General features: G+C 63.7%; 26 protein-coding genes, 1 tRNA gene, 1 pseudogene and 1 riboswitch. Of the genes and pseudogenes, 17 read left to right on the top strand and 11 right to left on the bottom strand.

Annotated elements, in window-relative coordinates:
• Window positions 1–206 precede the first annotated feature (206 nt).
• From AC56QX_RS19720 to AC56QX_RS19705, 4 genes and pseudogenes are all read left to right on the top strand, one after another.
• A complete protein-coding gene (locus tag AC56QX_RS19720; protein ID WP_497110118.1) occupies window positions 207–590 on the top strand; it encodes a RidA family protein in 384 nt (127 codons plus the stop codon).
• A 54-nt stretch (window positions 591–644) separates the two neighbouring features.
• The gene (locus AC56QX_RS19715) at window positions 645–1,448 is read left to right on the top strand and encodes a creatininase family protein (RefSeq protein WP_497110117.1); all 804 of its coding nucleotides are present in this window, start codon (window positions 645–647) and stop codon (window positions 1,446–1,448) included.
• 104 nt (window positions 1,449–1,552) lie between these two features.
• Window positions 1,553–1,807, top strand: coding sequence for a type II toxin-antitoxin system ParD family antitoxin (locus AC56QX_RS19710; RefSeq protein ID WP_497117812.1), 255 nt, complete (start codon window positions 1,553–1,555; stop codon window positions 1,805–1,807).
• Window positions 1,808–1,830: 23 nt separating this feature from the next.
• Window positions 1,831–1,929, top strand: a pseudogene (locus tag AC56QX_RS19705) (type II toxin-antitoxin system RelE/ParE family toxin); the annotation flags it as partial.
• A gap of 26 nt (window positions 1,930–1,955) precedes the next feature.
• Here the strand turns inward: AC56QX_RS19705 and AC56QX_RS19700 are convergent.
• Both AC56QX_RS19700 and cobD read right to left on the bottom strand, forming a co-directional pair.
• Window positions 1,956–2,465, bottom strand: coding sequence for a tyrosine phosphatase family protein (locus AC56QX_RS19700; RefSeq protein WP_497110116.1), 510 nt, complete (start codon window positions 2,463–2,465; stop codon window positions 1,956–1,958).
• Entirely contained in the window at window positions 2,462–3,508 is a 1,047-nt protein-coding gene (gene cobD, locus AC56QX_RS19695; RefSeq protein ID WP_497110115.1) for a threonine-phosphate decarboxylase CobD, read from the bottom strand. The genes AC56QX_RS19700 and cobD overlap by 4 nt, the downstream gene beginning before the upstream one ends.
• On the opposite strand from cobD, the gene cbiB reads away from it, so the two are divergent.
• The gene (cbiB, locus tag AC56QX_RS19690; protein WP_497110114.1) at window positions 3,507–4,481 is read left to right on the top strand and encodes an adenosylcobinamide-phosphate synthase CbiB; all 975 of its coding nucleotides are present in this window, start codon (window positions 3,507–3,509) and stop codon (window positions 4,479–4,481) included. The genes cobD and cbiB overlap by 2 nt on opposite strands.
• Here cbiB and cobO read toward each other — a convergent pair.
• From cobO to AC56QX_RS19670, 4 genes are read right to left on the bottom strand one after another with little or no spacing between them, the layout of a single operon-like run.
• Complete coding sequence (gene cobO, locus AC56QX_RS19685) at window positions 4,478–5,092, bottom strand: cob(I)yrinic acid a,c-diamide adenosyltransferase (protein ID WP_497110113.1); 615 nt, start codon at window positions 5,090–5,092, stop codon at window positions 4,478–4,480. The genes cbiB and cobO overlap by 4 nt on opposite strands.
• A gap of 1 nt (window position 5,093) precedes the next feature.
• Window positions 5,094–5,609, bottom strand: coding sequence for a bifunctional adenosylcobinamide kinase/adenosylcobinamide-phosphate guanylyltransferase (gene cobU, locus AC56QX_RS19680; RefSeq protein ID WP_497110112.1), 516 nt, complete (start codon window positions 5,607–5,609; stop codon window positions 5,094–5,096).
• The gene (locus AC56QX_RS19675; protein WP_497110111.1) at window positions 5,602–6,405 is read right to left on the bottom strand and encodes a CbtA family protein; all 804 of its coding nucleotides are present in this window, start codon (window positions 6,403–6,405) and stop codon (window positions 5,602–5,604) included. The genes cobU and AC56QX_RS19675 overlap by 8 nt, the downstream gene beginning before the upstream one ends.
• Window positions 6,406–6,420: 15 nt before the next feature.
• Window positions 6,421–6,600, bottom strand: a complete 180-nt coding sequence (locus tag AC56QX_RS19670) for a CbtB domain-containing protein (protein ID WP_172227833.1) — start codon at window positions 6,598–6,600, stop codon at window positions 6,421–6,423.
• A gap of 33 nt (window positions 6,601–6,633) precedes the next feature.
• Window positions 6,634–6,832, bottom strand: a riboswitch (cobalamin riboswitch).
• Between the two features lie 131 nt (window positions 6,833–6,963).
• Here AC56QX_RS19670 and AC56QX_RS19665 point away from each other — a divergent pair.
• Window positions 6,964–8,133: an aromatic ring-hydroxylating oxygenase subunit alpha gene (locus AC56QX_RS19665; protein WP_497110110.1), complete on the top strand. Its 1,170-nt coding sequence runs from the start codon at window positions 6,964–6,966 to the stop codon at window positions 8,131–8,133.
• Window positions 8,134–8,137: 4 nt separating this feature from the next.
• On the opposite strand, the gene AC56QX_RS19660 is transcribed toward AC56QX_RS19665, so the two are convergent.
• Window positions 8,138–9,337 (bottom strand): MFS transporter, encoded by a 1,200-nt coding sequence (locus AC56QX_RS19660; RefSeq protein WP_497110109.1) that lies wholly within the window; start codon window positions 9,335–9,337, stop codon window positions 8,138–8,140.
• 209 nt (window positions 9,338–9,546) lie between these two features.
• Here AC56QX_RS19660 and AC56QX_RS19655 point away from each other — a divergent pair, with 209 nt between their 5' ends.
• Complete coding sequence (locus tag AC56QX_RS19655; RefSeq protein ID WP_497110108.1) at window positions 9,547–10,545, top strand: heparan-alpha-glucosaminide N-acetyltransferase; 999 nt, start codon at window positions 9,547–9,549, stop codon at window positions 10,543–10,545.
• Window positions 10,542–11,015, top strand: coding sequence for a methyltransferase family protein (locus AC56QX_RS19650; protein WP_497110107.1), 474 nt, complete (start codon window positions 10,542–10,544; stop codon window positions 11,013–11,015). Before AC56QX_RS19655 ends, AC56QX_RS19650 begins: the two co-directional genes overlap by 4 nt.
• Window positions 11,016–11,021: 6 nt before the next feature.
• On the opposite strand, the gene AC56QX_RS19645 is transcribed toward AC56QX_RS19650, so the two are convergent.
• Window positions 11,022–11,408: a MerR family transcriptional regulator gene (locus AC56QX_RS19645; protein WP_006203215.1), complete on the bottom strand. Its 387-nt coding sequence runs from the start codon at window positions 11,406–11,408 to the stop codon at window positions 11,022–11,024.
• Between the two features lie 149 nt (window positions 11,409–11,557).
• The gene (gene mgtE / locus AC56QX_RS19640) at window positions 11,558–12,970 is read right to left on the bottom strand and encodes a magnesium transporter (protein WP_497110106.1); all 1,413 of its coding nucleotides are present in this window, start codon (window positions 12,968–12,970) and stop codon (window positions 11,558–11,560) included.
• Window positions 12,971–13,395: 425 nt separating this feature from the next.
• Between mgtE and AC56QX_RS19635 the strand changes: the two genes are divergently transcribed.
• The 8 genes from AC56QX_RS19635 (at window position 13,396) to AC56QX_RS19600 (ending at window position 21,690) form a co-directional block, all read left to right on the top strand.
• Window positions 13,396–14,016, top strand: a complete 621-nt coding sequence (locus tag AC56QX_RS19635; RefSeq protein ID WP_497110105.1) for a LuxR C-terminal-related transcriptional regulator — start codon at window positions 13,396–13,398, stop codon at window positions 14,014–14,016.
• A 148-nt stretch (window positions 14,017–14,164) separates the two neighbouring features.
• A complete protein-coding gene (locus tag AC56QX_RS19630) occupies window positions 14,165–15,355 on the top strand; it encodes an aminotransferase class V-fold PLP-dependent enzyme (RefSeq protein WP_497110104.1) in 1,191 nt (396 codons plus the stop codon).
• Window positions 15,356–15,368: 13 nt separating this feature from the next.
• On the top strand, window positions 15,369–16,325 hold the full coding sequence (locus AC56QX_RS19625) for an HpcH/HpaI aldolase/citrate lyase family protein (RefSeq protein ID WP_497110103.1): 957 nt from the start codon (window positions 15,369–15,371) through the stop codon (window positions 16,323–16,325).
• An 18-nt stretch (window positions 16,326–16,343) separates the two neighbouring features.
• A complete protein-coding gene (locus AC56QX_RS19620; protein WP_497110102.1) occupies window positions 16,344–17,528 on the top strand; it encodes a malate--CoA ligase subunit beta in 1,185 nt (394 codons plus the stop codon).
• Window positions 17,529–17,542: 14 nt separating this feature from the next.
• Window positions 17,543–18,442: a succinate--CoA ligase subunit alpha gene (sucD, locus tag AC56QX_RS19615; RefSeq protein WP_497110101.1), complete on the top strand. Its 900-nt coding sequence runs from the start codon at window positions 17,543–17,545 to the stop codon at window positions 18,440–18,442.
• A gap of 274 nt (window positions 18,443–18,716) precedes the next feature.
• Window positions 18,717–19,583 (top strand): MipA/OmpV family protein, encoded by an 867-nt coding sequence (locus AC56QX_RS19610; RefSeq protein WP_497110100.1) that lies wholly within the window; start codon window positions 18,717–18,719, stop codon window positions 19,581–19,583.
• Between the two features lie 17 nt (window positions 19,584–19,600).
• Window positions 19,601–20,368, top strand: coding sequence for a response regulator (locus AC56QX_RS19605; protein WP_497117811.1), 768 nt, complete (start codon window positions 19,601–19,603; stop codon window positions 20,366–20,368).
• Window positions 20,365–21,690 carry a sensor histidine kinase gene (locus AC56QX_RS19600; protein WP_497110099.1) on the top strand — a complete coding sequence of 442 codons (1,326 nt, stop codon included), beginning with the start codon at window positions 20,365–20,367 and terminating at the stop codon, window positions 21,688–21,690. Before AC56QX_RS19605 ends, AC56QX_RS19600 begins: the two co-directional genes overlap by 4 nt.
• A gap of 86 nt (window positions 21,691–21,776) precedes the next feature.
• On the opposite strand, the gene AC56QX_RS19595 is transcribed toward AC56QX_RS19600, so the two are convergent.
• A tRNA-Leu gene (locus AC56QX_RS19595) sits at window positions 21,777–21,861 on the bottom strand.
• A gap of 227 nt (window positions 21,862–22,088) precedes the next feature.
• Here AC56QX_RS19595 and lipB point away from each other — a divergent pair.
• Window positions 22,089–22,832 (top strand): lipoyl(octanoyl) transferase LipB, encoded by a 744-nt coding sequence (lipB, locus tag AC56QX_RS19590; protein ID WP_497110098.1) that lies wholly within the window; start codon window positions 22,089–22,091, stop codon window positions 22,830–22,832.
• A gap of 22 nt (window positions 22,833–22,854) precedes the next feature.
• On the opposite strand, the gene AC56QX_RS19585 is transcribed toward lipB, so the two are convergent.
• The gene (locus tag AC56QX_RS19585; protein ID WP_497110097.1) at window positions 22,855–24,105 is read right to left on the bottom strand and encodes a site-2 protease family protein; all 1,251 of its coding nucleotides are present in this window, start codon (window positions 24,103–24,105) and stop codon (window positions 22,855–22,857) included.
• Window positions 24,106–24,290 lie beyond the last annotated feature (185 nt).

Here is a 24,290-nt window from a genome sequence, read left to right as displayed (position 1 = left end):
GAAGCAAGACACATGCCACCGGCGTCTCGCGCCGGGACCCGCCCGCCTGCACCACAGCCATCTGCGAAAGCCGGAAAGGTCGTGCTGCACCGGAGGCATCGTGCCTATTTTTTGAACGCCTGTCCACAATCGCACGGGCAACATGCACCGCCATCTTGAAGCTGTAACGCATCCCGCCTTAGGCTGGCGATATCCAGGAGATTGCCATGTTCAGATTCCTCACCCCGAAGTCGATCAAGCCGCCTTTTGCCCGCTACAGCCACGGCGTCGAGGTGCCGCCAGGCAAGCGGCTGGTGCTGTGCTCGGGCCAGGTGGCGATCACGGCGGACGACCAGATTCCCGAGGACGCCGGCGCCCAGGCCGAACTCTGCTTCCGCAACATCGAGGCGATCCTCGCAGAGGCCGGACTGGCACTCCAGGACATCGTTCGCATCAACGCCTATGTCACCGACCGCGCGCATCTGCGCCCCTATATGGACGTCCGCGACCGGCTGTTTTCCAGCCCTGCGCCGGCCTCGACGCTGATGATCGTCAGCGGTTTTGCCCGACCCGAATTCAAGGTCGAGGTCGAGGCCATCGCGGCCGGGTGATCGACAGCAGGCCCTTCCCGCGCTAGGTCTCACCGATCATCGAAGAGGCATGACATGACCGCAGCCAAAAGACGCGTCTGGTGGGGCGACTACCGGACAACCGAATATGCCTCGATCGATCCGGAGGCGACGATCGCGGTTCTGCCGGTGGCGGCGATCGAGCAGCATGGGCCGCATCTGCCGGTGTCGACCGACACCTCGATCATGAACGGCATGCTCGACACGGTCATTTCGCGCCTGCCCGACGATCTCGACATCCGCATCCTGCCCGTCCAGGCGGTCGGCAAGTCAAATGAGCATCTGCACGCGCCGGGCACCCTCACCTTGCCGGCAACGACGCTGATCGAGGCCTGGACCGAGCTTGGCCTGTCGATCGCGCGCGCCGGCGTGCGCAAGCTGGTCGTCGTCAACTCGCACGGCGGCAATGAAGAGATCATGGGCATCATCACGCGCGAACTACGCGTGCGCGAAAAGATGCTGGCGGTGAAGACCAGCTGGCAGCGCTTTGGCCGCCCGGCCGGCATGTACACCGAACTCGAGGATCGTCACGGCATCCATGGCGGTGATGTCGAGACATCGCTGATGCTGCATTTCCGGCCGGACCTGGTCGACATGGGCAAGGCCGACAATTTCGTTTCCAACGTCGCCAAGGCCGAGAAGGAATTTTCGCTGCTGCGCCACACCGGCACCCACGCCTTCGCCTGGATCGCCAGCGATCTCAACCCCAACGGCGTGGTCGGCGACGCCAGCATCGCGACAGCCGAAAAAGGCAGGCTGACCGCGGAATATCAGGCCGATGGTTTCATCAGCCTGCTCAGGGACGTGCGCAAGGCGAAGCTCGCCGACTGGTTGAAGTAGCGGCATAGCCACAATCGCGCCTTCGCAAACAAAAGACTCCCGCATATGAGATTTTGACAAACTTTGCCAAAATAGATCGTACTGGACGGGATATGGAGGCCGATATGGCAACAATGAACGTATCATTGCCCGACCCGATGAAGGATTGGGTTGAGGCGCAAGCCGAAACGGGTCGCTACGCCAACGCGAGCGACTATGTCCGCGATTTGATCCGTCGGGATCAGGAGCGCAACGACAAGATTGCTGCCATGCAGCGCTTTGTCGATGACGGATTGAAGAGCGGCATCGGCAATCGATCCAGGGACGCGCTTTTTACTGAGGCGGTCAAGCGCGCTGGAAAGTCACCCGGCAACGGGTAATGGGATTTCGCCTTTCCTTAGCCGCCCATCTTGTCGTCTATCGGATCGAAGCCGACGGCGACGTGTTCATTGTCCGGGTACGCCACGGGCACGAAGATTGGGCGAATGAAGGCACTCGATAATATCCAACAACGACATATGGGCGCAGCTAGCTGTCGATCCTTAGCGCGAACGGCGTGCCTTCGAACGCGTCGGCGCCGCGCCCGATCGACTGGATCGCCTCGATCATGCGGCCATTGCGGTCAAGCAGCGTGTCAGCCACGGCAATCAGCCGCGGATTGGGCGTCGCCGAGGGCGACAGCGCCCGCAACGTGCGAGCCAGCTCGGCCTCGTCGCGTTTCGGCGCCAGTGCGGCGGCGATGATGTAGGCGGAAGCAGTCGAGCGGCTGATGCCGGCATAGCAATGCACCACCATCGGCTTTGTCCGATCCCAGCGACGGGCGAAGTCGAGCAGGTTGCGGACATGCTCCTCGCCCGGCATGGTCATGCCATCCTGCGCCACCGCGATATCGTGCATGACCAGATGCAGGTGGTTTTCCCGCGCTATCGAGGCCGGCCGCGTCACATCGGTTCCGACGGAGAGCAGCGACAGCATGCGGTCGGCGCCGGTCCTCGCCACCGTTTCCTCGATCTTCGCCAGCGAGCAGACATGGATCATCGTTCAAAACCCTTCGATCGATCCTCGCGCCGCGTCGCCCATTCGGCAAGGGCGGATTCGAGCCGCCGCCATTCCTCCTGACTCCCCGGCAGACCGGCACGCAAGACATGCGGCCGGTCGGAGAAATGCCTAAACAGCACGCCGCGCTCTCCAAGCGCAGAAAACAGGCCGGCTGCATCGGGCAGGCTGAGATAGCGGAAGAGTGTGGTGCCGCCCGCGACAGCCACGCCGAAACGGCCGAACAGCCCGTCGAGCCGCGCCGCTGCCTCGGCAAGGGATGCCCGCATTGCGTCCTGCCAGCCAATATCGGCAAGCGCGCGAATGCCATACTCCAGCGCCGGACCGGCGACAGCCCAGGGTCCGAACTGCGTTTCCAGCCGGCCGACCGTTGCAGCATCGGACAGCGCGAACCCAAGCCGCAGGCCGGCCAACCCAAAAAACTTGCCGAACGAGCGCAGCACGACGATGCCGCCCTGCCCAACATCGCCGGCGAGGCTGTGCTGGCGCGGGCCGACATCCATGAAGGCCTCGTCGACGACCAGCAGCCCGCCTTTGGCGCGCAGCCCGGCGGCAAGCGCCAGCAACCGGTCGCGCTCGATGACGCGACCGTCCGGATTGTTGGGGTTGACGATGATGGCGAGGTCGGCGTCCGCCAGTGCCGCAAAATCGCTGACTTCGCTCACCTGATGCCCGGCAATCGCCGCTGTACGCGCATGTTCGGCATAGGTCGGCCCCAGCACCAATGCCTTGCCGGGCCTGACCAGCGAAGCCACGCGCGGCAGCAGGATCTGCGTGCCGGGCGCCGCGACGACATTGGCCGGCGACGGCGCGCCATAGGTGCTGGCCGCGATTTCCGTCAGCTCGCGCCCGCGCGCGGCTTCCGGCAATCGCGACAGCGAGGTGGCGGGAAGCTCGAAAAGCGGATAGGAGTGCGGATTGATACCAGTCGAGAGGTCGACGAAAGGCTGCACGGCGTTGGGGAAAAGCACCCTCGCCCGGCCAAGACTTCCACCATGGTCCACCGCTCCATCAAGAAGCTTCATGTCAATCCTGATCGCTTTCCTGTCATTGGCCGTCGAATTCGCCCTCGGTTACCCGGACTGGCTGTTCCGCGCCATCGGCCATCCGGTGACGTGGTTCGGCAGGCTGATATCCTTTCTCGATCGCAGGCTCAACCGCGCCACTGATCCCGACGCGCTTCGTCGCCAACGCGGTGTCCAGGCGCTGCTGGTCATCGTGCTGGTGCCGGCGGTGATTGGCCTTAGCGTGCAGCTTGTCCTGCTCTGGTTCGTTCCGTTCGGGCTGTTCATCGCCGCCCTTCTGGCGACATCGCTTCTGTCGCAGAAGAGCCTCTACGACCATGTCGAGGCTGTTGCCGACGCGCTGGACTCGGGTGGCCTCGCCATGGGCCGTGTCGCCGTCTCGCGCATCGTCGGCCGCGATCCCGAAGCGTTAGACCGCGCCGCCGTCTGCCGTGCGGCAATCGAAAGCCTGGCCGAGAATTTTTCCGACGGCATCGTCGCCCCCGCCTTCTGGACTGGCGTCGGTGGGCTGGCCGGTGGCGCCGCCTACAAGGCCGCCAACACCGCCGATTCGATGATCGGCCACCGCACCCCGCGCCACGAGGCCTTCGGCTGGGCGGCGGCGCGCTTCGACGACTGGATCAACCTGCCGGCATCGCGGCTGACGGCGCTGCTGATCGTGCTGGCGGCTTTCCTGGTCAGGGATGCCGACCCTCGCAGTGCCCGGCAAGCGGTGGGGCGCGATGCGAGAAAGCACCGCTCCCCCAATGCCGGCTGGCCGGAAGCCGCCATGGCCGGCGCGCTTGGTCTGGCGCTGGCCGGGCCACGCAGCTATGGCGGCATCGTGGTCGACGACGTCTTCATGGGCGAAGGCGGCCGCCGCGACGTCGACAGCGGCGACATCAGGCGGGCGCTGAAACTTTATCGTGTCGCCGATTATCTGCTGATCGCGCTGTTCGGGTTGGTTTCGATGATCGCGGTTCTGGTGTTCTAGAACTCGATCCCCTGCTGCGCTTTCACGCCTGCCGAAAAATGGTGTTTGGTCACGCCCATCTCGGTGACCAGATCAGCCGCCTCGACCAGCGCCGGCTTGGCGTTACGACCGGTAACGACAACATGCAGGCCTTCGCGCCGCGCTTTCAGCGCCGCAACCACCTTGTCGAGATCGAGATAGTCGTAGCGCAGCGCGATGTTGAGTTCGTCGAGCACGACAAGGCTGATCGACGGATCGGCGATCAGCTCCAGCGCCTTGGCCCAGGCAGCTTCCGCGGCCGCGATGTCGCGCTTCAGATCCTGCGTTTCCCAGGTAAAACCCTCGCCCATCGCGTGCCAGATGACGCGATCGCCGAAGGCGGCGAAGGCGTCCTTCTCGCCGGTGTGCCACTTGCCCTTGATGAACTGCACGACGCCGACGCGTTTGCCATAGCCGAGCATCCGCAGCGCCAGGCCGAAGGCGGCCGTCGTCTTGCCCTTGCCCGGGCCGGTGTTGACGATCAGCAGCCCCTTCTCGACCGTCTTGCTCGCCACCTCGGCATCCTGCACCGCCTTGCGCTTGGCCATCTTGGCGCGGTGGCGCTCTTCGTCCTTATCATCGATGTCGGTCATCTCATTTCACCTTGAGCGGCAGCCCCGCCACCATCAGCAGCACGGTGTCGGCAATCGACGCGACCTGCTGGTTGAGCCGTCCGGCGTCATCACGAAATCGGCGCGCCAGGGCATTGTCCGGCACGATACCTTGCCCGACTTCGTTGGAAACCACGAACCAGGGCCCGCGCGGCCGCGACAGCACATCCGTCAGCCGCCGGCATTCCAGCTCGAGATCGTGATCGGCCAGCATGTGATTGGTCAGCCACAGCGTCAGGCAGTCGACAAGCACCGGCTGGTTGTCAGGCAGAGCCGTAAGCGCGCCGGCAAGATCGAGCGGTGCGTCGACGGTTATCCAGCCCTCGCCGCGCCGCGAGCGATGCAGTGCGATGCGCTCGCGCATCTCGTCGTCATAGGCTTCAGCCGTGGCGATATAGGCCCATGGTGACGGCAACGCCGTCGCCAGGGCTTCGGCGTGCGCGCTCTTGCCGGAGCGCGCACCGCCGATGATGAAGGTCAGCGAGCTTCGATCAGGCAAAGCTGTCGCGCAGGCTGGTCGCGGTGCCGGTGAAGCGTCCGCGCACCACGCCGACGACGGCGCCAAGCACCAGCCAGAACACCAGATTGGTCACCGTCACCGCCACCACGAACTGGTGGTGCAGGCCTTCCGGGATCGGCGTTTCGAAGCTGTCGGGCTGCGGCGCGCCGACGATGTGCGGAGCGACGATCAGCGCCACACCAAGGATCGCCAGCGGCAGTGACTTGCGGAACGCGATCAGGCCGAGCCCGGCTGCGGTCGCCGCCACCGTTGCCCACCACCAGATCTGGCGTTCGGTCAGATCGGCCGCAGGCATGGCCGGCAGTTCCGGCGGCAGGCCGAGACCAGGCGCCAGCGTGAATACGGCGAAGCCGGCCAGGCCCCAGAACACGCCCTGGCGCCAGGTGCCGATGCCACCAGCGAATTCCGAAACAGCGACCAGGATCAGCGCAAAGCCGATGCCGGTGACGATATTGGCAAGCACGCTGAAGGCGAAACGCTCGAAACCGTCGGCCGGCGCCCAACCCTCGTCTTCCGCCGGAGCAGTCGCTTCGGCCGGGGCCGGCGCCGCAGTGCTCATGGCATTCCCCGCCGGGGCGGCCGTGCTCATGGCAGTGGTATCCGTTGCGGCCGGTGCCGCGGCATGGTCGTGCTTGTGGCCACCGCCGGCCTGTTCGTAGACTTCCGCCTTCAGGATCAGCGGCACGGTGGCATAGGCCTGCATGCAGGCGAGGACGACGCCAGCCACGAGCCCTGCGATCGCCGCGATGAACACGACGTTGCGAAACAGGTTCATGATGTCAGATCCTCGTCAGTGGCAGGGAAACGCCATCGAATGGCGATAGTCGTGAGCCGCATTGTGGATCGCATCGATATGCGAAAAGCCGACAAAGCCCATCACGAAAATGCCGAGAAACGCAGCAAGAGCGAGCTGCATGAAGCGCGACTGCGAGGAGACGGAGGCGCCGAGGGAGACGGAAGCGGTAGTCATATCTTGTCCTTTCACCCTCCACCCGAGGGCCTGTCAGTTTTGCCGTCGTCGGCAGGTCTCCTGGCTCGCGGATCAGCGCCCTTCTCCACCTTCCCGAAGACGAGATCTTCAGTGGCATATGGAGAGGACTACCGCACACAGTTGCGGGGGCAGCCACGGCATTGGGCAACAAACGAGCCCGCACCGCATTCCCTCTTGGCTCCAAAACGGAACCGACGACTGTATGACTATAGGGAAAATCACGACACGCGGCAAACCAAATTCCGCCGGCAAACAGCGCGATTGCGCCATGCCGTCTCCAGGCACGACAATTGACAATTCTCCTGGCCGGGTGTCGGCTGGAGCCTTCACAGGAAGCCAGCCATGCAGCCCATTGCCAGCGAGCGCGATCCCTATAACGGCCTGACCCGGGCCGAACCGACGCTGCCCTCATCGGCCTATTGGGATGCGGCAGCCTATCAACGCGACCTTGATGCCATCTGGTACAAAAACTGGCTGCTCGTCTGTCGCGAGGCCGATCTGGCCCAGCCGCTGGCGTTCCGCCGGTTCCGCATCGGCACGCAGGACATCATCGTGCTGCGCGACGACACCGGCGCGCTGCGCGCCTTCCACAACACCTGCCGCCATCGCGGCTCGCAGCTGTGCCAGGAAAGCGAAGGCCGGCTGAAGGCGCGGCTGATCACGTGTCCCTACCACGCCTGGTCCTATTCGCTGCGTGGTGACCTTGTGCGCGTGCCGTCGAAATCGCTGCCGGACGGCTTCGACAAGGCCGACCACCCGCTCTATCGCGTCGCGCTGTCGGTGTGGCGCGGCTTCGTCTTCGTCAATCTGCAGGAGGACGCGGCCGGCTCGGCGCAGGAATCCTTCGACCCCGCCTCCGGTAATCTCGGCAACTGGCCGCTGGAAACACTGGTCTCAGGCCATGTGCTGCGCAAGGTGATGAACTGCAACTGGAAGATCTTTTGGGAAAACTTCAACGAGTGCCTGCATTGTCCGGGCGTCCACAAGGACCTGTCGCGGCTGGTGCCGATCTATGGCCGCGGCCTGATGAGCCGGCACGACGATCCCGAATGGACCCGCCACGCCGACAATGACGCGCCGGAGTTTTCCGGCGGCCTGCGCGCCGGCGCCGAAACATGGTCACGCGATGGCCAGACGCACGGGCCGGTCTTCTTAGGCCTGACACCGGCCGAACGTGCCGCCGGCCAGACCTACGTCACCAGCCTGCCCTCGATGTTCATCGTCGGTCATGTCGATTATGTCAGGACCGTTCGCCTGGTGCCGCTCGGCCCCGAACAGACGGAGCTTGTCGCCGAATGGCTGTTCGCGCCCGAGGCGCTGGCCACGACCGACATCGACAACATCGTCGCCTTCGGCACACAGGTGCTGGAAGAGGATGCGGCGATCTGCGAGGTCAACCAGAGGGGCCTGCGCTCGATGCGCCACCAAGCCGGCGTGCTGATGCCCGAGGAATATGACCTGCACCGCTTCCACAACTGGGTGCGCGAGCGGCACGCGGCGCTTGCGCCGTGATCCTTCACAAAGACTTCGGCAGATAGCGCCACGTCACGAAGCCGCAAACCGCCGCAAGCAGGCTGAGCGTGATGAACACCGAGCCCAGTCCGAAGAAGATCAACACCACGGAATAGACCAGCGGCGGCGTCAGCTCGGAAAAATCGAGATAGGTGCGGTAGACCGCTGCCATCTGCGCCCGCTCATAAGATCGCACCGAGCGCATGAAGGCGGTCGAGCCCAGCGCGTCGAGCGCAATGGTGAAGAACGCGCCGCACAGCAGGAAGGCACCGGTGAGCAGCGGCACGGTTTCGCCCACCGTGCCCGCCGCCAGAAGCATCGCCGACATGGCGAAATAGGCGAATGTCATGGTGCGCCTGCCGCCAAAGCGTTTTCCAGCCTTGCCCCAGAAGATCGCCATGAACAGCAGCGCATTGCCGGCCGAAACCAGCAGGCCGCCTGCCAGCTTGCCCTCGCCCGTGATCACCATGAACAGCGGGCCATAGACGAAGAAGGTCGTCCAGAAGCAGGAGCGGCCGAAGGCGATCAGCCAGGCGAGCCTCAGCCTCGGCTGCGCGATGAAGCGGCCGATATTGGCGAGCGGATTGGCCGGCCGGGTCTTGCCTGGCCGGATCGACTGGTTGTCGCCCAGCCGATAGGTCCAGAACAGCGCCAGCAGGGCAAACGCGAACACCGCCACCGCACCATGCGCGGCATAGATGCCGAAGCGCGTGTAGAGGAAGATGCCGAGCGTCGGCCCACCGGTCCACGCGAACATCGACCACGCCATGCGCAGCGATTCGGCCTGCATGAAGTCGGTCTTGCGGATGTGGTCCATGATGTAGAGGTTGAGCGTGATCGACAGCGCACTGGCGCCCATGACCCGGCACAGCATGCCGGCCAACTGCCCGGCCAGCGTGTGGGTGACGAAGAACAGCGAGCCGATGGCGAGCAGGCAGGCGCCTGCCGTGTAGACCCAGCGCCGGGCAAAGCGGCGGATCAGCATCGGCATGAACAAGGTCACCGACAGGCCGAGCAGCGCCACGATCGTGTAGAGGATCGAGACGATCTGCTCGTTGTGGAGGATTTCGTAGGCCTGGATCGGGATGACGCTCGACACCGTGGCGCGGGCGAAGGATTCGACTGCATAGAGCGAGGCGAAGGTGCGCGCATCCGCGGCCTTGAGGGCCGGGAGCCAGATCGGATGGCGTACATGGGTGGACATTGCTTCCCCAAAGCAGACTCACCGGTCAAATCTGCCGTGCTCAATCCCGGGCGATTAAGAGGAAACCGACGCATAACCGGCAAAAAGCGTAACCGGTCAAAGGCTTCCCAGCTCTGGCCCAAAGCGTCGCTTGATCCGATGTCCCGGCCTTCTTCTGTCCCGCCCAACCGTGATAGTCCTCAGGCGGGGCTGAATCAGAACGCGAGACCATGACCATCGACACGCCGACCGCACCCGTTCCGGAGCCATCCAAGCGCATCGTCGCCATCGACATCGTGCGCGGCATCGCGCTGCTGGCCATGGCGAGCTACCATTTCACCTGGGACCTGGAATTCTTCGGCTACACCGATCCCGGCCTCACCGCCTTCGGCTGGTGGAAGATCTACGCACGCTGCATCGCCTCGACCTTCCTGTTCCTGGTCGGCGTCAGCCTCTACCTCGCTCACGGCCAGCAGATCCGCTGGAACGGTTTTTGGAAGCGTTTCGCCATGGTTGCCGGTGCGGCGATCGCCATTTCGGTGGTTACCCGCATCGCGACGCCGGATGGGTTCATCTTCTTCGGCATCCTGCACGAGATCGCGCTCGCCAGCCTGCTCGGCCTCGCCTTCCTGAGACTGCCGGCCCTGCTGACGCTTGTCGTTGCCGCGCTGGTCATCGCGGCGCCCATTTATTTGCGCTTCGAGGCCCTGGATCACCCCTGGCTGTGGTGGATCGGCCTGTCGGCGATCAATCCGCGCTCCAACGACTATGTGCCGCTGTTTCCATGGTTCGGCGCGGTGCTTGTCGGCATCGGGGTGGCGAAACTCGCTTCCGCGTCGGGTGTAAGAGCGCGGCTGGCAAGCCTGGTGCCCGGCCGCTGGGCCAATCCGCTGCTCTTCATCGGCCGCCACAGCCTCGCTTTCTACCTCATTCACCAGCCGCTGCTGATCGGCTGCGTCTGGCTGTTTTCGCAAATCATGCCGGCCCAGGTCGAAACCCCACAGGTCAATTTCCTGAAAACCTGCCAGCGTTCGTGCGAGCAGACGCGCAACGCAACCTTCTGTTCGAGCTATTGCAGTTGCATGCTGACGACGATCGAGGGCGAGGCCACGCTTGATCGGCTCGAGAACAACGACCAGAGTGCGGAATTCCGGGCGCATCTGGGCGATCTGGCCGCCAGTTGCACGGCCCAGACCGAAGACAAGATGGACGAGGGAGGAACGCAATGAGCGAAACCCAGCCGAAGCCCGGGGTCCCATGGCCGCCGGTGATCTACACCGCGGCGATCGCCATCAGCATCATCCTCGGCATGCTCTATCCCCTGCCCTGGATCGGCGACCTTCTGGGCGACCTGCTGTTCGCCGCCGGCTGGGTGGCGCTGTTCGGCGTCGCCGCACTCTGGTTCACCGCCATCCGCACCATGATGCGAGCCAAGACCACGCTCAACCCCAACGCGGTACCCGACCACCTCGTCACCACAGGCCCCTTCGGCATCACCCGCAACCCGATGTATCTGGCCAACACGCTGCTGTTGATCGGCGTCGCCTTTGTCACAGGGATCGTCTGGTTCCTGCCGCTGGCGTTCATCGCCGCCTTCGCCACGCAAAAGGTCGCGATCGAGGGCGAGGAGAAGATCCTGGCGGCGAAGTTCGGCAAGAAATACCGCGACTACGCGAAGCGCGTGCGACGCTGGATTTGAGTGGCGTTATGTGTTGACGCCAAGCTCCACCAAGCGCTCGACGCAGGATTCCTCGGCCTGGTCGAGCTCTGCCAGCGTCTCCTCGAGGTCGCGGCGCTTTTGCCTCAAATCCTCGCGTTTTTCCTCGATGCGCTTGATCATCAGCTTGAGTTGACCGACCTCGCCGGGCGGCTCCTTGTACATCTGGATGATTTCGCGGATCTCGTTGATCGAGAAGCCGAGCCTTTTGCCGCGCATGATCTGCCGGATGAGATGGCGGTCGGACGGACGAAACAGCCGCGTGCGGCCACGCCGCACCGGCTGCACCAGTCCCTCGTCCTCATAGAAGCGCAGCGTCCGCGTCGACACGTCGAATTCGCGGGTCAGCTCAGTGATCGAATAATATTCCCGCATTGTCACTCCCGCACGCCGGATCCCTGGCGATCGCCATGCAGCGTCGCCTTCTGTCCCGAACCAAACCCTTGCCCGTCGGAATCGACATGGCCCCCGCATGAGCCTCGCACGGCATTTACGTAAAAGTCAATTGAGCGACCCATGTGCCTTCACGGCACCGCGAACCACCATGTGGCAAGGCCGAGGAAGGCGAAGAAGCCGACGACATCGGTGACGGTGGTGACGAATACCGCCGAAGCGACCGCCGGATCGATCTTGAAACGGTCGAGCAGCAGCGGGATCAGGATGCCGGCAAGTGCGGCGACGAACATGTTGATGATCATCGCCGCCGCGATGATGCCGCCGAGATTGCGATCGTGGAACCAGGCCGCTGCGACAATGCCGATCAGGATGGCGAAGATGATGCCGTTGATGAAACCGACGCCCATTTCGCGGCGGATGATGCGGCCGGCATTGTAGATGTCGATATCCTTGGTCGCCAGCGCCCGCACGGTAACGGTCATGGTCTGCGAGCCGGCATTGCCGCCCATGCCGGCGACGATCGGCATCAGCACGGCAAGCGCCACGATATGCTCGATCGTGCGGTCGAACAGGCTGATCACCGACGCCGCCAGGAAGGCCGTCAACAGATTGATCAGCAGCCAGGGAACACGCGAGCGCGAGGTCGAAAAAATGCTGTCGGAAAGCTCTTCGTCGCCGACGCCGCCCATGCGCAGCAGATCTTCCTCGGCCTCCTGCTGAATGACGTCGACGACATCGTCGATGGTCAGCACGCCGACCAGCCGCTCGTTCTCGTCGACGACGGCGGCCGAAAGCAGATCGTACTGCTCAAACTCCCGCGCGGCCTCTTCCTGGTCCATCGTCGCCGGAATGGCGTGCCGCGTTTCGTGCATGACCACTCCGACCTTGACCGTGCGCTTGGTGCGCAGGATCTGGTCGAGGTCGATGGCGCCGAGCAGCTTGAAGGTCGGGTCGATGACGAAGATCTGGCTGAAGCGCTCGGGCAGGTTCTTGTCCTCGCGCATATAATCGATGGTCTGGCCGATGGTCCAGAACGGCGGTACCGCGACGAACTCCGTCTGCATGCGCCGGCCGGCGGTCTCTTCGGGATAATCGAGCGAGCGGCGCAGCCTGATCCGTTCGGTGAACGGCAGTTGCGACAGGATCTCGTCCTGGTCTTCCTTTTCGAGGTCTTCGAGAATGTAGACCGCATCGTCGGAATCGAGTGCCTGCACCGCCTGCGCGATCTGCGCATTGGGCATATGATCGACGATCTCCATGCGGATCGCCTCGTCGACCTCGGTCAGCGCGGAAAAGTCGAAATCGGCGCCCAGCAGGCCGACCAGGGTCCGCCGCTGCTCGGGATGCAGCGCCTCGATCAGGTCGCCGAGTTCCGACTGGTGCAGATGGTCGACTTCATGCCTGAGGGCCGACGTATCGCGGTCGGCGAGCGCAGCCCCGATCTGGGCAAGGAAGGACGAACGGACCGCACCGTCCTCGCCATAGATGTCGGCATGGGCGTCGTCAGCCTCCTTGGCGGAGGTTGTCTGCTTGTCCTCCACCAGCGCCTCCCGCCATCCCGGAAAAAATTACGTCTCAGGTCTAGAGCATCGGACCCCAAAGCGGAAATCGGTTTCGCGGGAATCCGATGCATCTCGCATGCAGACGCGATTCGATTTGAGAACTTATCGCTCTAAGGCACGGAATATCAAACGAAACGCTTATTCCACGCCACTCGGCGGGCGTGTCTCGGATGCCTAACCTGGCAATGCCAATCCCATCACGAACCGGCGAATCCCGGCTTCAGACGGCGCGACAGCCGATGTCGCTGGGGAAAGAGCACCCCAGCGCGATTGGGGCAGAATTGTCATGATACGGGTCCAGGCCTGAAACCTGGCCCCGGAGTTGCGGCACAATCCGCCCAGGACAAAAACGGCCCTTGAACAGCAAACCCGGGAAAACGAGCAAGGCAATTGGCGACCGGCGCATGCGCATTGTCGTCGCCGAGCGCAATCCGTTCGTCATATCGGCGCTGCGCGAAATGCTTGAATGCGACGGTCGTTTCGAATTGCTGAGCAGCGTGCAGAGCGGCAAGCAATTCCTGGATCTGGCAGTGAAGGGCGGGTTCGACGTCGCAATCATCGGCTGGAAGCTCTCCGACATGGACGGCGCCGACGTGCTGGCCGAGGTCCAGAGCCGCAAGCTCGATGTGCGCATCACCGTCTTTTCCAACGACCATGATATCGGCATCCTGAAGCAATGCGTGCGGCTCGGCGCCCAGGGGTATTGCTTCCAGTTCGATGATCCGGCCATCATCTTCGACACGATCCTGGCCGTCGCGCATGGCCGCATCTGCATCCCCTACATCGACATCAACAAGGTCAACGACACGCCGCTCGCGCAGCTGACGGTGCGCGAGCGCGAGCTGCTGGCGGTGCTCTCCGATGGCTGGACCAATCTGCAGATCGCGACGCGGACCGGCATTTCCGAGAACACGGTGAAGTACCACCTCAAGAATCTCTACGACAAGCTCGACGTCCGCAACCGGGCAATGGCCGTCGCGCTCTATTCGCGAGAGCGGCGTACCCAGAAGCAGCCTTTCGGGTAGGCCAAGCTTGTACCTGGCCGGGTAGGCCTGCCGGGTAGGCCGAACCCACCCGCGCGCGGTGAGATCTTACCCGCTGAGGTGTTGTTGGCTTTAGCCGTCGAAACGAAACTCCCCTCACCGCTTTGCTGGATCAGGAGGAGTTCGCACCATGGCCGGTTTCACCCATCTCTTCATTCCCGGGCCGACCAACATCCCCGAACAGGTCCGGCAGGCGATGAACCTGCCAATGGAGGACATGCGCGCCGCATCGTTCCCCGATCTCACCTTGCCGCTGTTCGAGGACATTAAAAAGGTTTTCAAGAACGAGACCGGCCGCGTCTTCATCTACCCATCCTCCGGCACCGGCGCCTGGGAAGCGGCGATGACCAATGTGCTCAGCCCTGGCGACCGCGTGCTGATGTCGCGCTTCGGCCAGTTCTCGCATCTGTGGGTCGACATGGCCGAGCGCCTCGGCTTCGAGGTCGACGTCATCGACTGCGAATGGGGCACCGGCGTGCCGCTCGAGCTCTACGCGGAGAAGCTGAGGGCCGACAAGACGCATCGCATCAAGGCCGTCTTCTGCACGCAGAATGAGACCGCGACCGGCGTGACCAGCGACGTCGCCGGCTGCCGCGCCGCGCTTGACGACGCACACCACCCTGCCCTTCTGTTCGTCGACGGCGTGTCGTCGATCGGCTCGATCGACTTCCGCCAGGAAGAATGGGGCGTCGACTGCGCCGTAAGCGGCTCGCAGAAAGGCTTCATGCTGCCGGCCGGCCTCGGCTTCCTCTCGGTCAGCAAGAAGGCCCTCGTGGCTTCGCGAACCGCCACCCACCGGCGCTGCTTCTTCTCCTTCGAGGACATGATCCGCGCCAACGATGCCGGCTATTTCCCCTACACGCCGGCGACGCAGCTGCTGCGCGGCCTGCGCGCCTCGCTCGACCTGATCGCCGACGAAGGGCTGGAGAACATCTTTGCCCGCCATCATCGCCTCGCCGAAGGCGTGCGCAAGGCGGTCGACGCCTGGGGCCTGAAACTCTGCGCCAAGGCGCCGAAATGGCACTCCGACACGGTCAGCGCCATTCTGGTGCCGGAAGGCATCGACAGCGGCGACATCGTCAAGCGCGCCTACCAGACCTACCGGACGTCGCTCGGTGGCGGCCTCAACAAGGTGATGGGCAAAGTCTTCCGCATCGGCCATCTCGGCTGGCTGAACGAGGTGATGGTGCTGGCCTCGCTGTCGGCGGCCGAAATGGCGCTGCTCGATTGCGGCGTCAGGCTGGCGCCGGGCTCCGGTGTCGGTGCCGCCATCCAGCATTTTCGCGCTTCGGCCGCCGTGCCGGTCGCCGAAGCCGCCTGAGGGAGCGCCGACGATGAGCCACACCATCAACCATCTGAAGAAACTCAGGCTGCAGCGCAGCGAACTGGCGGTTCCCGGCTCCAGCCCGGAGATGATCGACAAGGCGGCGAACAGCGCCGCCGACTTCGTCTTCCTCGACATCGAGGACGCGGTCGCCCCGCCCGACAAGGAACGCGCCCGCAAGAACATCATCCAGGCGCTCAACGACATCGACTGGCGCGCCAAGGGCAAGACCGTCTCGGTACGCATCAACGGGCTGGACACGCACTACATGTACCGCGACGTCGTCGACGTCATGGAACAGGCCGGCGACCGGCTGGACACCATCCTGGTGCCCAAGGTCGGCGTCCCGGCCGATCTCTACATGGTCGAGGCCATGGTCAACCAGATCGAGATGGCCAAGGGTTTCAAGACCCGCGTCGGCCTCGAAGCGCTGATCGAGACCGCACTCGGCATGGCCAATGTCGAGGCGATTGCCGCCACGCCAGGACGGTTGGAGGCGATGCATTTCGGCGTCGCCGACTATGCCGCAAGCTGCAAGGCGCGCACCGTCAACATTGGCGGCCTCAACCCCGACTATCCCGGCGACCAGTGGCATTTCGCGCTGTCGCGGATGACCGTCGCCTGCCGTGCCTACGGCCTGCGCGCCATTGACGGGCCGTTCGGCGATTTCTCCGATCCCGAAGGCTATGTCGCCGGCGCCAGGCGCGCCGCCGCACTTGGCATCGAAGGCAAATGGGCGATCCACCCCTCGCAGATCGCGCTCGCCAACGACGTCTTCTCGCCACCGGAAAAGGAGGTCACGCGCGCCAGGCGCATCCTCGAAGTGCTGAAGGAGGCCGAGGCGCAGGGCAAGGGTGCCGCCGCACTCGACGGCAAGATGATCGACGCCGCATCGGAGCGAATGGCGAGGAATGTTCTGGTGGTCAACGAGGCCATCGAACGCGCCGGCCACGTCGCCACGCATTGAAAGTTACGGGAGGACAAAATGGACATCCACGAATATCAGGCCAAGGAACTGCTGGCACGGCATGGGGTGCATGTGCCGCGCGGCGGGCTGGCTTACAGCCCCGAACAGGCGACCTACCGGGCGCGCGAGATCGGCGGCAGCAAATGGGTGCTGAAGGCGCAGGTTCATTCCGGCGCCCGCGGTAAGGCCGGCGGCATAAAACTGTGCGCCAATGACGAGGAAATCTCGAGTGCCGCCGAAGCGATGCTCGGCCGCAAGCTGGTGACCCAGCAGACCGGCCCACGCGGCAAGCTGATCTCCAGGCTCTACCTCGAGGAAGCCGTCGACATCGCCCAGGAGCTCTATGTCGGCTTCGTGCTCGACCGCAAGGAAGAGCGCGTCATGATCGTGGCCTCGGCCGCCGGCGGCATGGAAATCGAGGACATCGTCGAGAAGGCACCCGATTCCATCCTGCGCACATCGGTCGACCCCGGCGTCGGCATGCAGCGCTTCCAGGCCCGCGAGATCGCCTTCGGGCTCGGTCTCGACCACAATCTGATCGGCAAGGCGACCGAAACCATCTTCAGCTGCTACCAGGTGTTCCGCGACTACGACGCCTCGATGCTGGAGATCAATCCGCTGGTGGTGACCCGCGACGGCAATCTTATCGCGCTCGACGCAAAAATGTCGTTCGATGAGAACGCGCTGTTCCGCCGGCCGGAAATCTCCGAACTGCGCGACAAGAGCCAGGAAGATCCACGCGAAACCTTCGCCAGCGACCGCGGCCTCTCCTATGTCGGCTTGGACGGCAATATCGGCTGCATCATCAATGGCGCCGGGCTCGCCATGGCGACCATGGACATGATCAAGATTGCCGGCGGCGAGCCGGCCAACTTCCTCGACATTGGCGGCGGCGCCTCGCCCGAGCGGGTCGCGAAATCCTTCCGCGCCGTGCTTGGCGACAAGAATGTCGAGACCATCCTGGTCAACATCTTCGCCGGCATCAACCGCTGCGACTGGGTTGCCGAAGGCGTCATCAAGGCGATCCGCGAGGTCGGCGTCAACGTGCCGCTGGTGGTGCGGCTTTCCGGCACCAGGGCCGAGGAAGGGCGTCGCATCCTGGCCGATTCCGGGGAGGCGGTGATCGTCGCCGACACATTGGCCGAAGCAGCCGAAAAAGCCGTCGCCGCCTGGCGCGCGGCCGCCAAGAAAAAAGCAGCCTGAGGGAGGTCGAGAAAATGGCAATCCTGCTCAATCGCAGCACCCGCGTCATCGTCCAGGGTTTTACCGGCAAGATCGGCAGTTTCCATGCCGAGGACATGAAGCGTTACGGCACCAAGCTGGTCGGCGGCGTCACCCCCGGCAAGGGCGGCCAGAAGCACCTCGGCCTGCCCGTCTTCAACACGGTCAAGGGCGCGGTGCGCGAGACCCGCGCGGAGGCGAGCATCGTCTTCGTGCCGCCGCCCTTCGCCGCGGATTCGATCATGGAGGCTGCGGACGCCGGCATCAAACTTTGCGTCTGCATCACCGACGGCATCCCCTCGCAGGACATGATGCAGGTCAAGCGCTACATGCGCCGCTACCGCTTCGAGGACCGCATGCGGCTCGTCGGCCCGAACTGCGCCGGCATGATTACCCCCGGACAGGCGCTGATGGGCATCATGCCCGGCAGCATCTACCTGCCCGGCCGCATCGGCATCGTCGGGCGCTCCGGCACGCTCGGCTACGAGGCCGCCTCGCAGATGAAGGCGCTCGGCATCGGCGTGTCGACCAGCGTCGGCATCGGCGGCGATCCGATCAACGGCTCGTCCTTCAAGGACATTCTGAAGCTGTTCGAACAGGATGACGACACCGACGCCGTGGTGATGATCGGCGAGATCGGCGGACCGCAGGAAGCCGAAGCCGCGATCTGGGCGCGCGACAACATGCGCAAGCCGCTGATCGCCTACATCGCCGGCCTCTCCGCCCCGAAAGGCCGCCGCATGGGCCACGCCGGCGCCATCATCTCGGCCTTCGGCGAGTCGGCGCAGGAGAAGGTCGAGATCCTGAAGGAGGCCGGGGTGATCATCGTGCCGACGCCGTCGTCGTTTGGTGAGGTGGTTGCCGATACGTTGTCGCGGATGAAGAAGGCGGCTTAATTTCCGCTGTAAGGCGGCTGTTGCGCAAACAACAAATGGCGGCGCGGTCGGCGTGACCCGCCGCCACTGCCGTTGGGAAATCGAATTCAGGAATTTGCGTGCACGCAAGACCAGCAAACCGACGCTCCGCCATTTCAGAGCGCGCTGGTACAGGCGACAAGATCAGACCAAGATTGCGCAACAAAACTTAACATCACTTCACGCATGCAGCCACTTTCACCTGAAATAGTCTGAGCATCAGGGGCTCTTACTGCCTCGCTGCTCTGGAGCATGCATGTTCAAAATGGTTTCTGGGACCTTCGCCGGCCGGGCCTCCCTCGCCGCGATCGCAATCCTGTTTTCAACGCATTCTGAGATCGTGCTGGCGGCGGACGCTATTGCCGTCGACACGGATGCCGATACTGGGGATTTGACCCCGCCGCCCGAGCTTTCCCGTTTCGGACGTTTCGAACAGAAACTGGGCGACTGGCATGTCGTCCTTGGCGGTGGCGCCATCATCGCTCCCAAATATGAGGGCAGCAACGAGTTCAAGGTCATACCGGTGCCTTTCGTATCGGCGACATTCCTCGACACGGTGACGATCGATCCGACGGGCGCCAACATCGCCCTCTATGAACAAGGGCCGTTCGAATTCAGTGCGCGGCTTGGCTATGACACGGGCCGCAAGGAAGACGATTCCGATCACCTGCGCGGCCTGGGGGATGTCGACATGGGCGCGGTCGTCGGCGCCAAGGCGGCAGTGAAGTTCGGTCCGGCGGAAATTTTCGCACAATTGGACAAGACCATCGGCGGCAGCGATGGCCTGCAGGGCACGATTGGCATCGAGGTGAACCAGCCGCTGTCCCAATCGTTGATGGTTGGCGCCAGCGCATCGGTCGTCTTCGCCGACGAAAACTACATGCAAGCCTATTTTGGCGTCACGCCGGAGCAATCGGCTCGCTCGGGGTTGGCCCAATATGATGCCGGCGCCGGGTTGAAGCGCGCCGATTTTTCGATTTCCGCCACATATATGCTCAATCAGAACTGGATGGTGCGTGGCCAGGCGGGGGTCGGCATTCTTGTGGGGGACGCCGCCGACAGCCCTGTTGTCGTCGACAAGGTCCAGCCTTCAGGGATGCTCCTTGTCGGATATCGGTTTTAATGCCCACACATTCAGCAATGCAGGCTGCGGCAGACTCTAGCCGGATCGATTTGAACGCCGAGTTCAAATCGCCGAGGCAAGGGTCGCGTATCCTCATTGTCGAAGACGATATCGAGATCGCGCGCATGCTGGGCGAGACGCTCACCGAAAACGGCATGATCGTGGAAGTCGCCGGCAATGGCGTCCGCATGAACGCCGCGCTTCGCAACCAAAAATTCGATCTGATCGTGCTCGATATCATGCTGCCGGGTGAAAACGGTCTCAGCATTTGCCGCCGGCTTCGCGCGCAAACGAACATTCCGATCCTGATGCTGACCGCGCTCGGCGAGGAAATCGACCGCATCTTCGGCCTGGAGATCGGCGCCGACGATTACGTGACGAAACCGTTCAGCGCGCGCGAACTGACGGCGAGGATACGGGCGCTGTTGCGCCGCACGGCCTACGCTCCCGAGGAACGCGACCGCACGAAGGTGCTTCGCTTCAACGGCTGGCGCCTCGATCCCGTTCGCCGGCAATTACATGATCCGAGCAACGCGCGGGTTGCGACCACGACGCATGAATTCGATCTGCTGCTGGCGTTCTGCCGCAATGCCGGCCGGGTTCCTTCGCGCGAGGAGCTTCTCAGCGTCACCCACGCAGGGCTTGCCGGCCCGATCGAGCGCAGCGTCGATGTCCATGTCAGCCGGATCCGCCAGAAGATCGAAAAGGAGGCACGCGATCCGGTGCTTCTCAAGACGGTTCGGCTGGGTGGCTACATCTTCACCGCCACGGTGGAGGAAGCGTGAGGCGCTTGGTCCGTCGCTTCCTGCCCCAGTCGGTGCGTGGGCAGTTCGCGGCAATCATTTTCATCGCGGTGATCGTGATCATGTCCGCCGGATCGGCCGTCGAAGGCTTGATAGACAACGTCGACCTTCCTGTCGTGGAAGACAGCGCCCGGCGGGCTGCCGTTGTCGCTGCCCTGCTGCGCCAAACACCAACAGAAGCCCGTGGTGCTGTTCTGGCCGCGGCGACACGCGCCGGCTTTGATTTCAAGATCCTGCCCAGGCAGCAGGTCAGCAATATTCCAGATTCCTATCTGCAATGGCGAAGCATCACATGGCTTCTCCAGATCGAAAGCAGCTCGATCGCTGGGCGCTGGAAAAGGATCGGCGGCAGGTACGCGTTTGTCATCGATCTGGACCAGCAGAGCGTCCTGGCGCATTTCGGCATGCCCGATTCCTGGCTGACATCAGGCTTTGTCCGTGTCTCGTTCTACAGGTTCATGGCTTTCGTCGCGTTGCCCATCCTGATCTGGCTGTTTGCGATATGGGCCGTGACGGCCCCGTTGCAGCGCATCTCGAACGCAGTGGGGGAAGCCGAGATCGAGAATGGCAACGAGCTTTTCGCCGAACGCGGCTCCATCGAAATGGTCGGCCTGGCGCGCGCGCTGAACAGAATGAGAACGCGTATCCGCACCATGATCGAGAACCGCACCCGCATGCTGCGCAGCGTCAGTCATGATCTGCGCACGCCGTTGACGCGGCTGCGCCTTCGCGCCGAGCGCATGGATGACGGCCCCGTTCGCACCGCCCTGCTGTCCGATGTCCAGCACATCGAGGATCTGATCGACGAGACCTTGACCTACCTGCGCAACGACGTCTCGACGGAGAAGCTGCAGCGGGCCGATATCGCCAGCGTGCTGCAGACCGTCTGCGCCGAATTCTCCGATGTCGGGTTTTCGGTCTCCTATTCCGGGCCGGACAGGCTTCTGGGCTGGTGCAAACCCAATGCGCTGGCGCGTGCGATCACCAATTTGTGCGACAATGGGGTCAAATTCGCCGGCAATGTCACCGTCGCATTGACGCAGACCGACACGGCGGCGCGCATCGCGGTCGGCGACGATGGGCCGGGCATTTCGATGACGGCGCGCTCGCGCGTTTTCGAACCCTTCTTCAAGGAGGATATGTCACGCGGCGTTGCCTCGAAGCACGGCTTTGGTCTGGGCCTTTCGATCGTAGCCGACATCATCCAGGGCCACGGCGGCAAGATCGAGTTGCACGACAACCAGCCAACCGGCCTCGTCGTGACCGTCGATCTGCCGAATGGACCCAAGGTCCAGCCATTGTAAGACGGCCAGCGCCGTACTCGGGTCTGATGATCGCCAGATTGCCGGAGGTTATTTCAAGGCGTCCGAAGGCTTGCTTCAGGAAATATTGGTGCGGTCGAGAAGACTCGAACTTCCACGGGTTGCCCCACAGCGACCTCAACGCTGCGCGTCTACCAATTCCGCCACGACCGCACGTGGTAGGAGCCGGAACCGACCGGCTCGCGGCGTGTAGCAAATCGTTTCCGGCGAAACAAGTGCGCCGCACGCAATAATCTCAGGCGATTGGCATAACGGTCCACAGGATCGGAATGAACGGCCGGAACTGGACGTTTTGGACGATTGACGCCATATGGGGGACAGATGCATGTCGCCCGAAAGTGCAAGCGGATCACGACGGCATAAGTGAAAAACGAAAAGCCATGCCAGAACGCAGCCAGATCGCCACGTCGTTCCTGCCCCTGCCCGGCTCGGCACCAGTCGAGTGGCGCATCGAGCCTGGCCTTACTGCCTATCCCGAGGCGTTGGCCTTCATGGAGGCACGTGCCGAGGCGATCCGCAGCGGGGCCGCCGGCGAAATGGTCTGGCTGGTCGAACATCCCCCGCTCTACACCGCCGGCACCAGCGCCCGCATCGAGGACCTGATCGATCCCGACCGCTTTCCGGTCTTTTCGGCCGGGCGCGGCGGCGAATACACCTACCATGGGCCGGGCCAGCGGGTTGCCTATGTCATGCTCGACCTGAAGCGGCGGCGTGAAGACGTGCGCGCCTTCGTCGCCGCGCTCGAACAGTGGATCATCGGCACGCTTGCCGCCTTCAACGTCCATGGTGAGCGCCGCGAGGACCGTGTTGGTGTCTGGGTGGTGCGGCCCGATCGCCCTGCCTTGCCGGACGGCTCGCCGGCCGAAGACAAGATCGCGGCGATCGGCATCCGGCTGCGGCGCTGGGTGAGCTTTCACGGCATCGCCATCAATGTCGAGCCAGAGCTCGAGCATTTCGGCGGCATTGTGCCTTGCGGCGTACAGGACCACGGCGTCACCAGCCTCGTCGACCTTGGCCTTCCCCTTGGCATGGCCGACCTTGATCTGGCGCTGAAATCAGCCTTCGAGGATGTGTTTGGTCCTGCCACTGCCTTGACCGCCGAAGCGGCCCGCAAGGCCGATTGACCTTTTCGGGCTCAACACGAGCTCAAAGCAGTTGCGCCGACGCCCACAACACGCCGCAGCCGTGAATGGTGAACACCGCCAGCAGCGCGCCGGCGATGGCGAAGCGGTCGACGGTGCGGATCGGCTCCAGCTCGTGGCGTGGCTTCACGCCGCTGCCGACAGTGAGCAGACTGAGGATCGAAAACACCGCTCCCGCCACGATCAGAAAGCCGGACGAGAAACCTGCCTGTCGGCCGAGTGCCAGGAAGACGGAAAGCAGGAAGAATGAGGCCAGCGCCAGCGCGATCGGCCCGGGGCAGATCTGGCGCAGCACCTGGCCGCCGTCGAACTTCCACACCGGAACCAGATTGGCGATGTTGAACAGAGCCGCACAACCCGCGAGCGCCGCCAGCAGCGCGGCCGCCGCCTTATGCCCCTCGCCGCCCGCAAACGCGCTCGCGGCAATGACGATCGGCACCAGGAAGGCGGAGAAACCCGCCCCCATCAGCGCCACGAACGCCACCTCGAAACGGCTGTTATAGGGCCGGCCGCCAATGGCGATGCCGCCGAGCAGCGGAATGAAGATCATCCGCGCCTTGCGGTGACCCATCAGCCGGAACGCCGCCATATGGCCAAGTTCGTGCAAGGCCACGACCGACGTCAGGATCGCGGCCAGCGCCAGCCCGCCGAGATGGAGGCCGAAGAACGGCCACAGGATCAATGCCGACAGCACGGCAAAGCCGACTTGGCTCAGCGGATGCTCGAACCAGCCACCCTTGCGATACTGCCCGGTTACCGCCCAACGCTGCAGCTTGGACAGTTCGCGGCGCATGGCGAAGAACCGAAACACCAGAAAGGCAGCGCCGCGGTAACGATCCGCCTGGCTGAGCGTCACCCGCGTGCCGCTGCCTACGGAGACGAGTTCGGCGGTTTCGCGATAGTCTTTCCAGAACGAGAGATCGAGCGCGGTGTCCTCGAGGACGCGCATGGCGAAGCGGCTGCCCTCGACGACGTCTTCAAACCGAGCCCTGCGCTCGATCGGCTTGCCGTCGCGGCCCTCCCACGACAGCATGATGCGGGACACGCCCTCGCCGTCCAGCGGCTCAGCTGACAGGATCTCGCCGGACCAGCCGGCATCGCTGCCAAGCGGCCACAGCGCCTGCCAGAGGCGCTGGCGGTCCATCGCAATCACGCGGCTGACCCTGACCGTGCGCAAACCAAGCGGCACGGTCATCAAGAGAAAGATCAGCCCGAGATTGCTGGCCACCAGAATGGCCGTGACGATGGGCGACACCTGGACGTTGCTCCTGCCTCAGAGGCGCACCCTAGCGCTGCGGCGGCAAGAAAGACTTAACGGAGAAGCGGGTCTCAACCGCTGGGAACGACGGCGGCAAGAGCCGCCAAATCACATGGCGCCGATCCAGATCGCCATGGAAACGAGAAACGCACTCATGCAAACCAGCGAGATGACATCCTGAA

It is taken from the genome of Mesorhizobium sp. RCAM 06353, from assembly GCF_059683585.1.
This window is presented reverse-complemented; position numbering and strand designations above follow the sequence as displayed.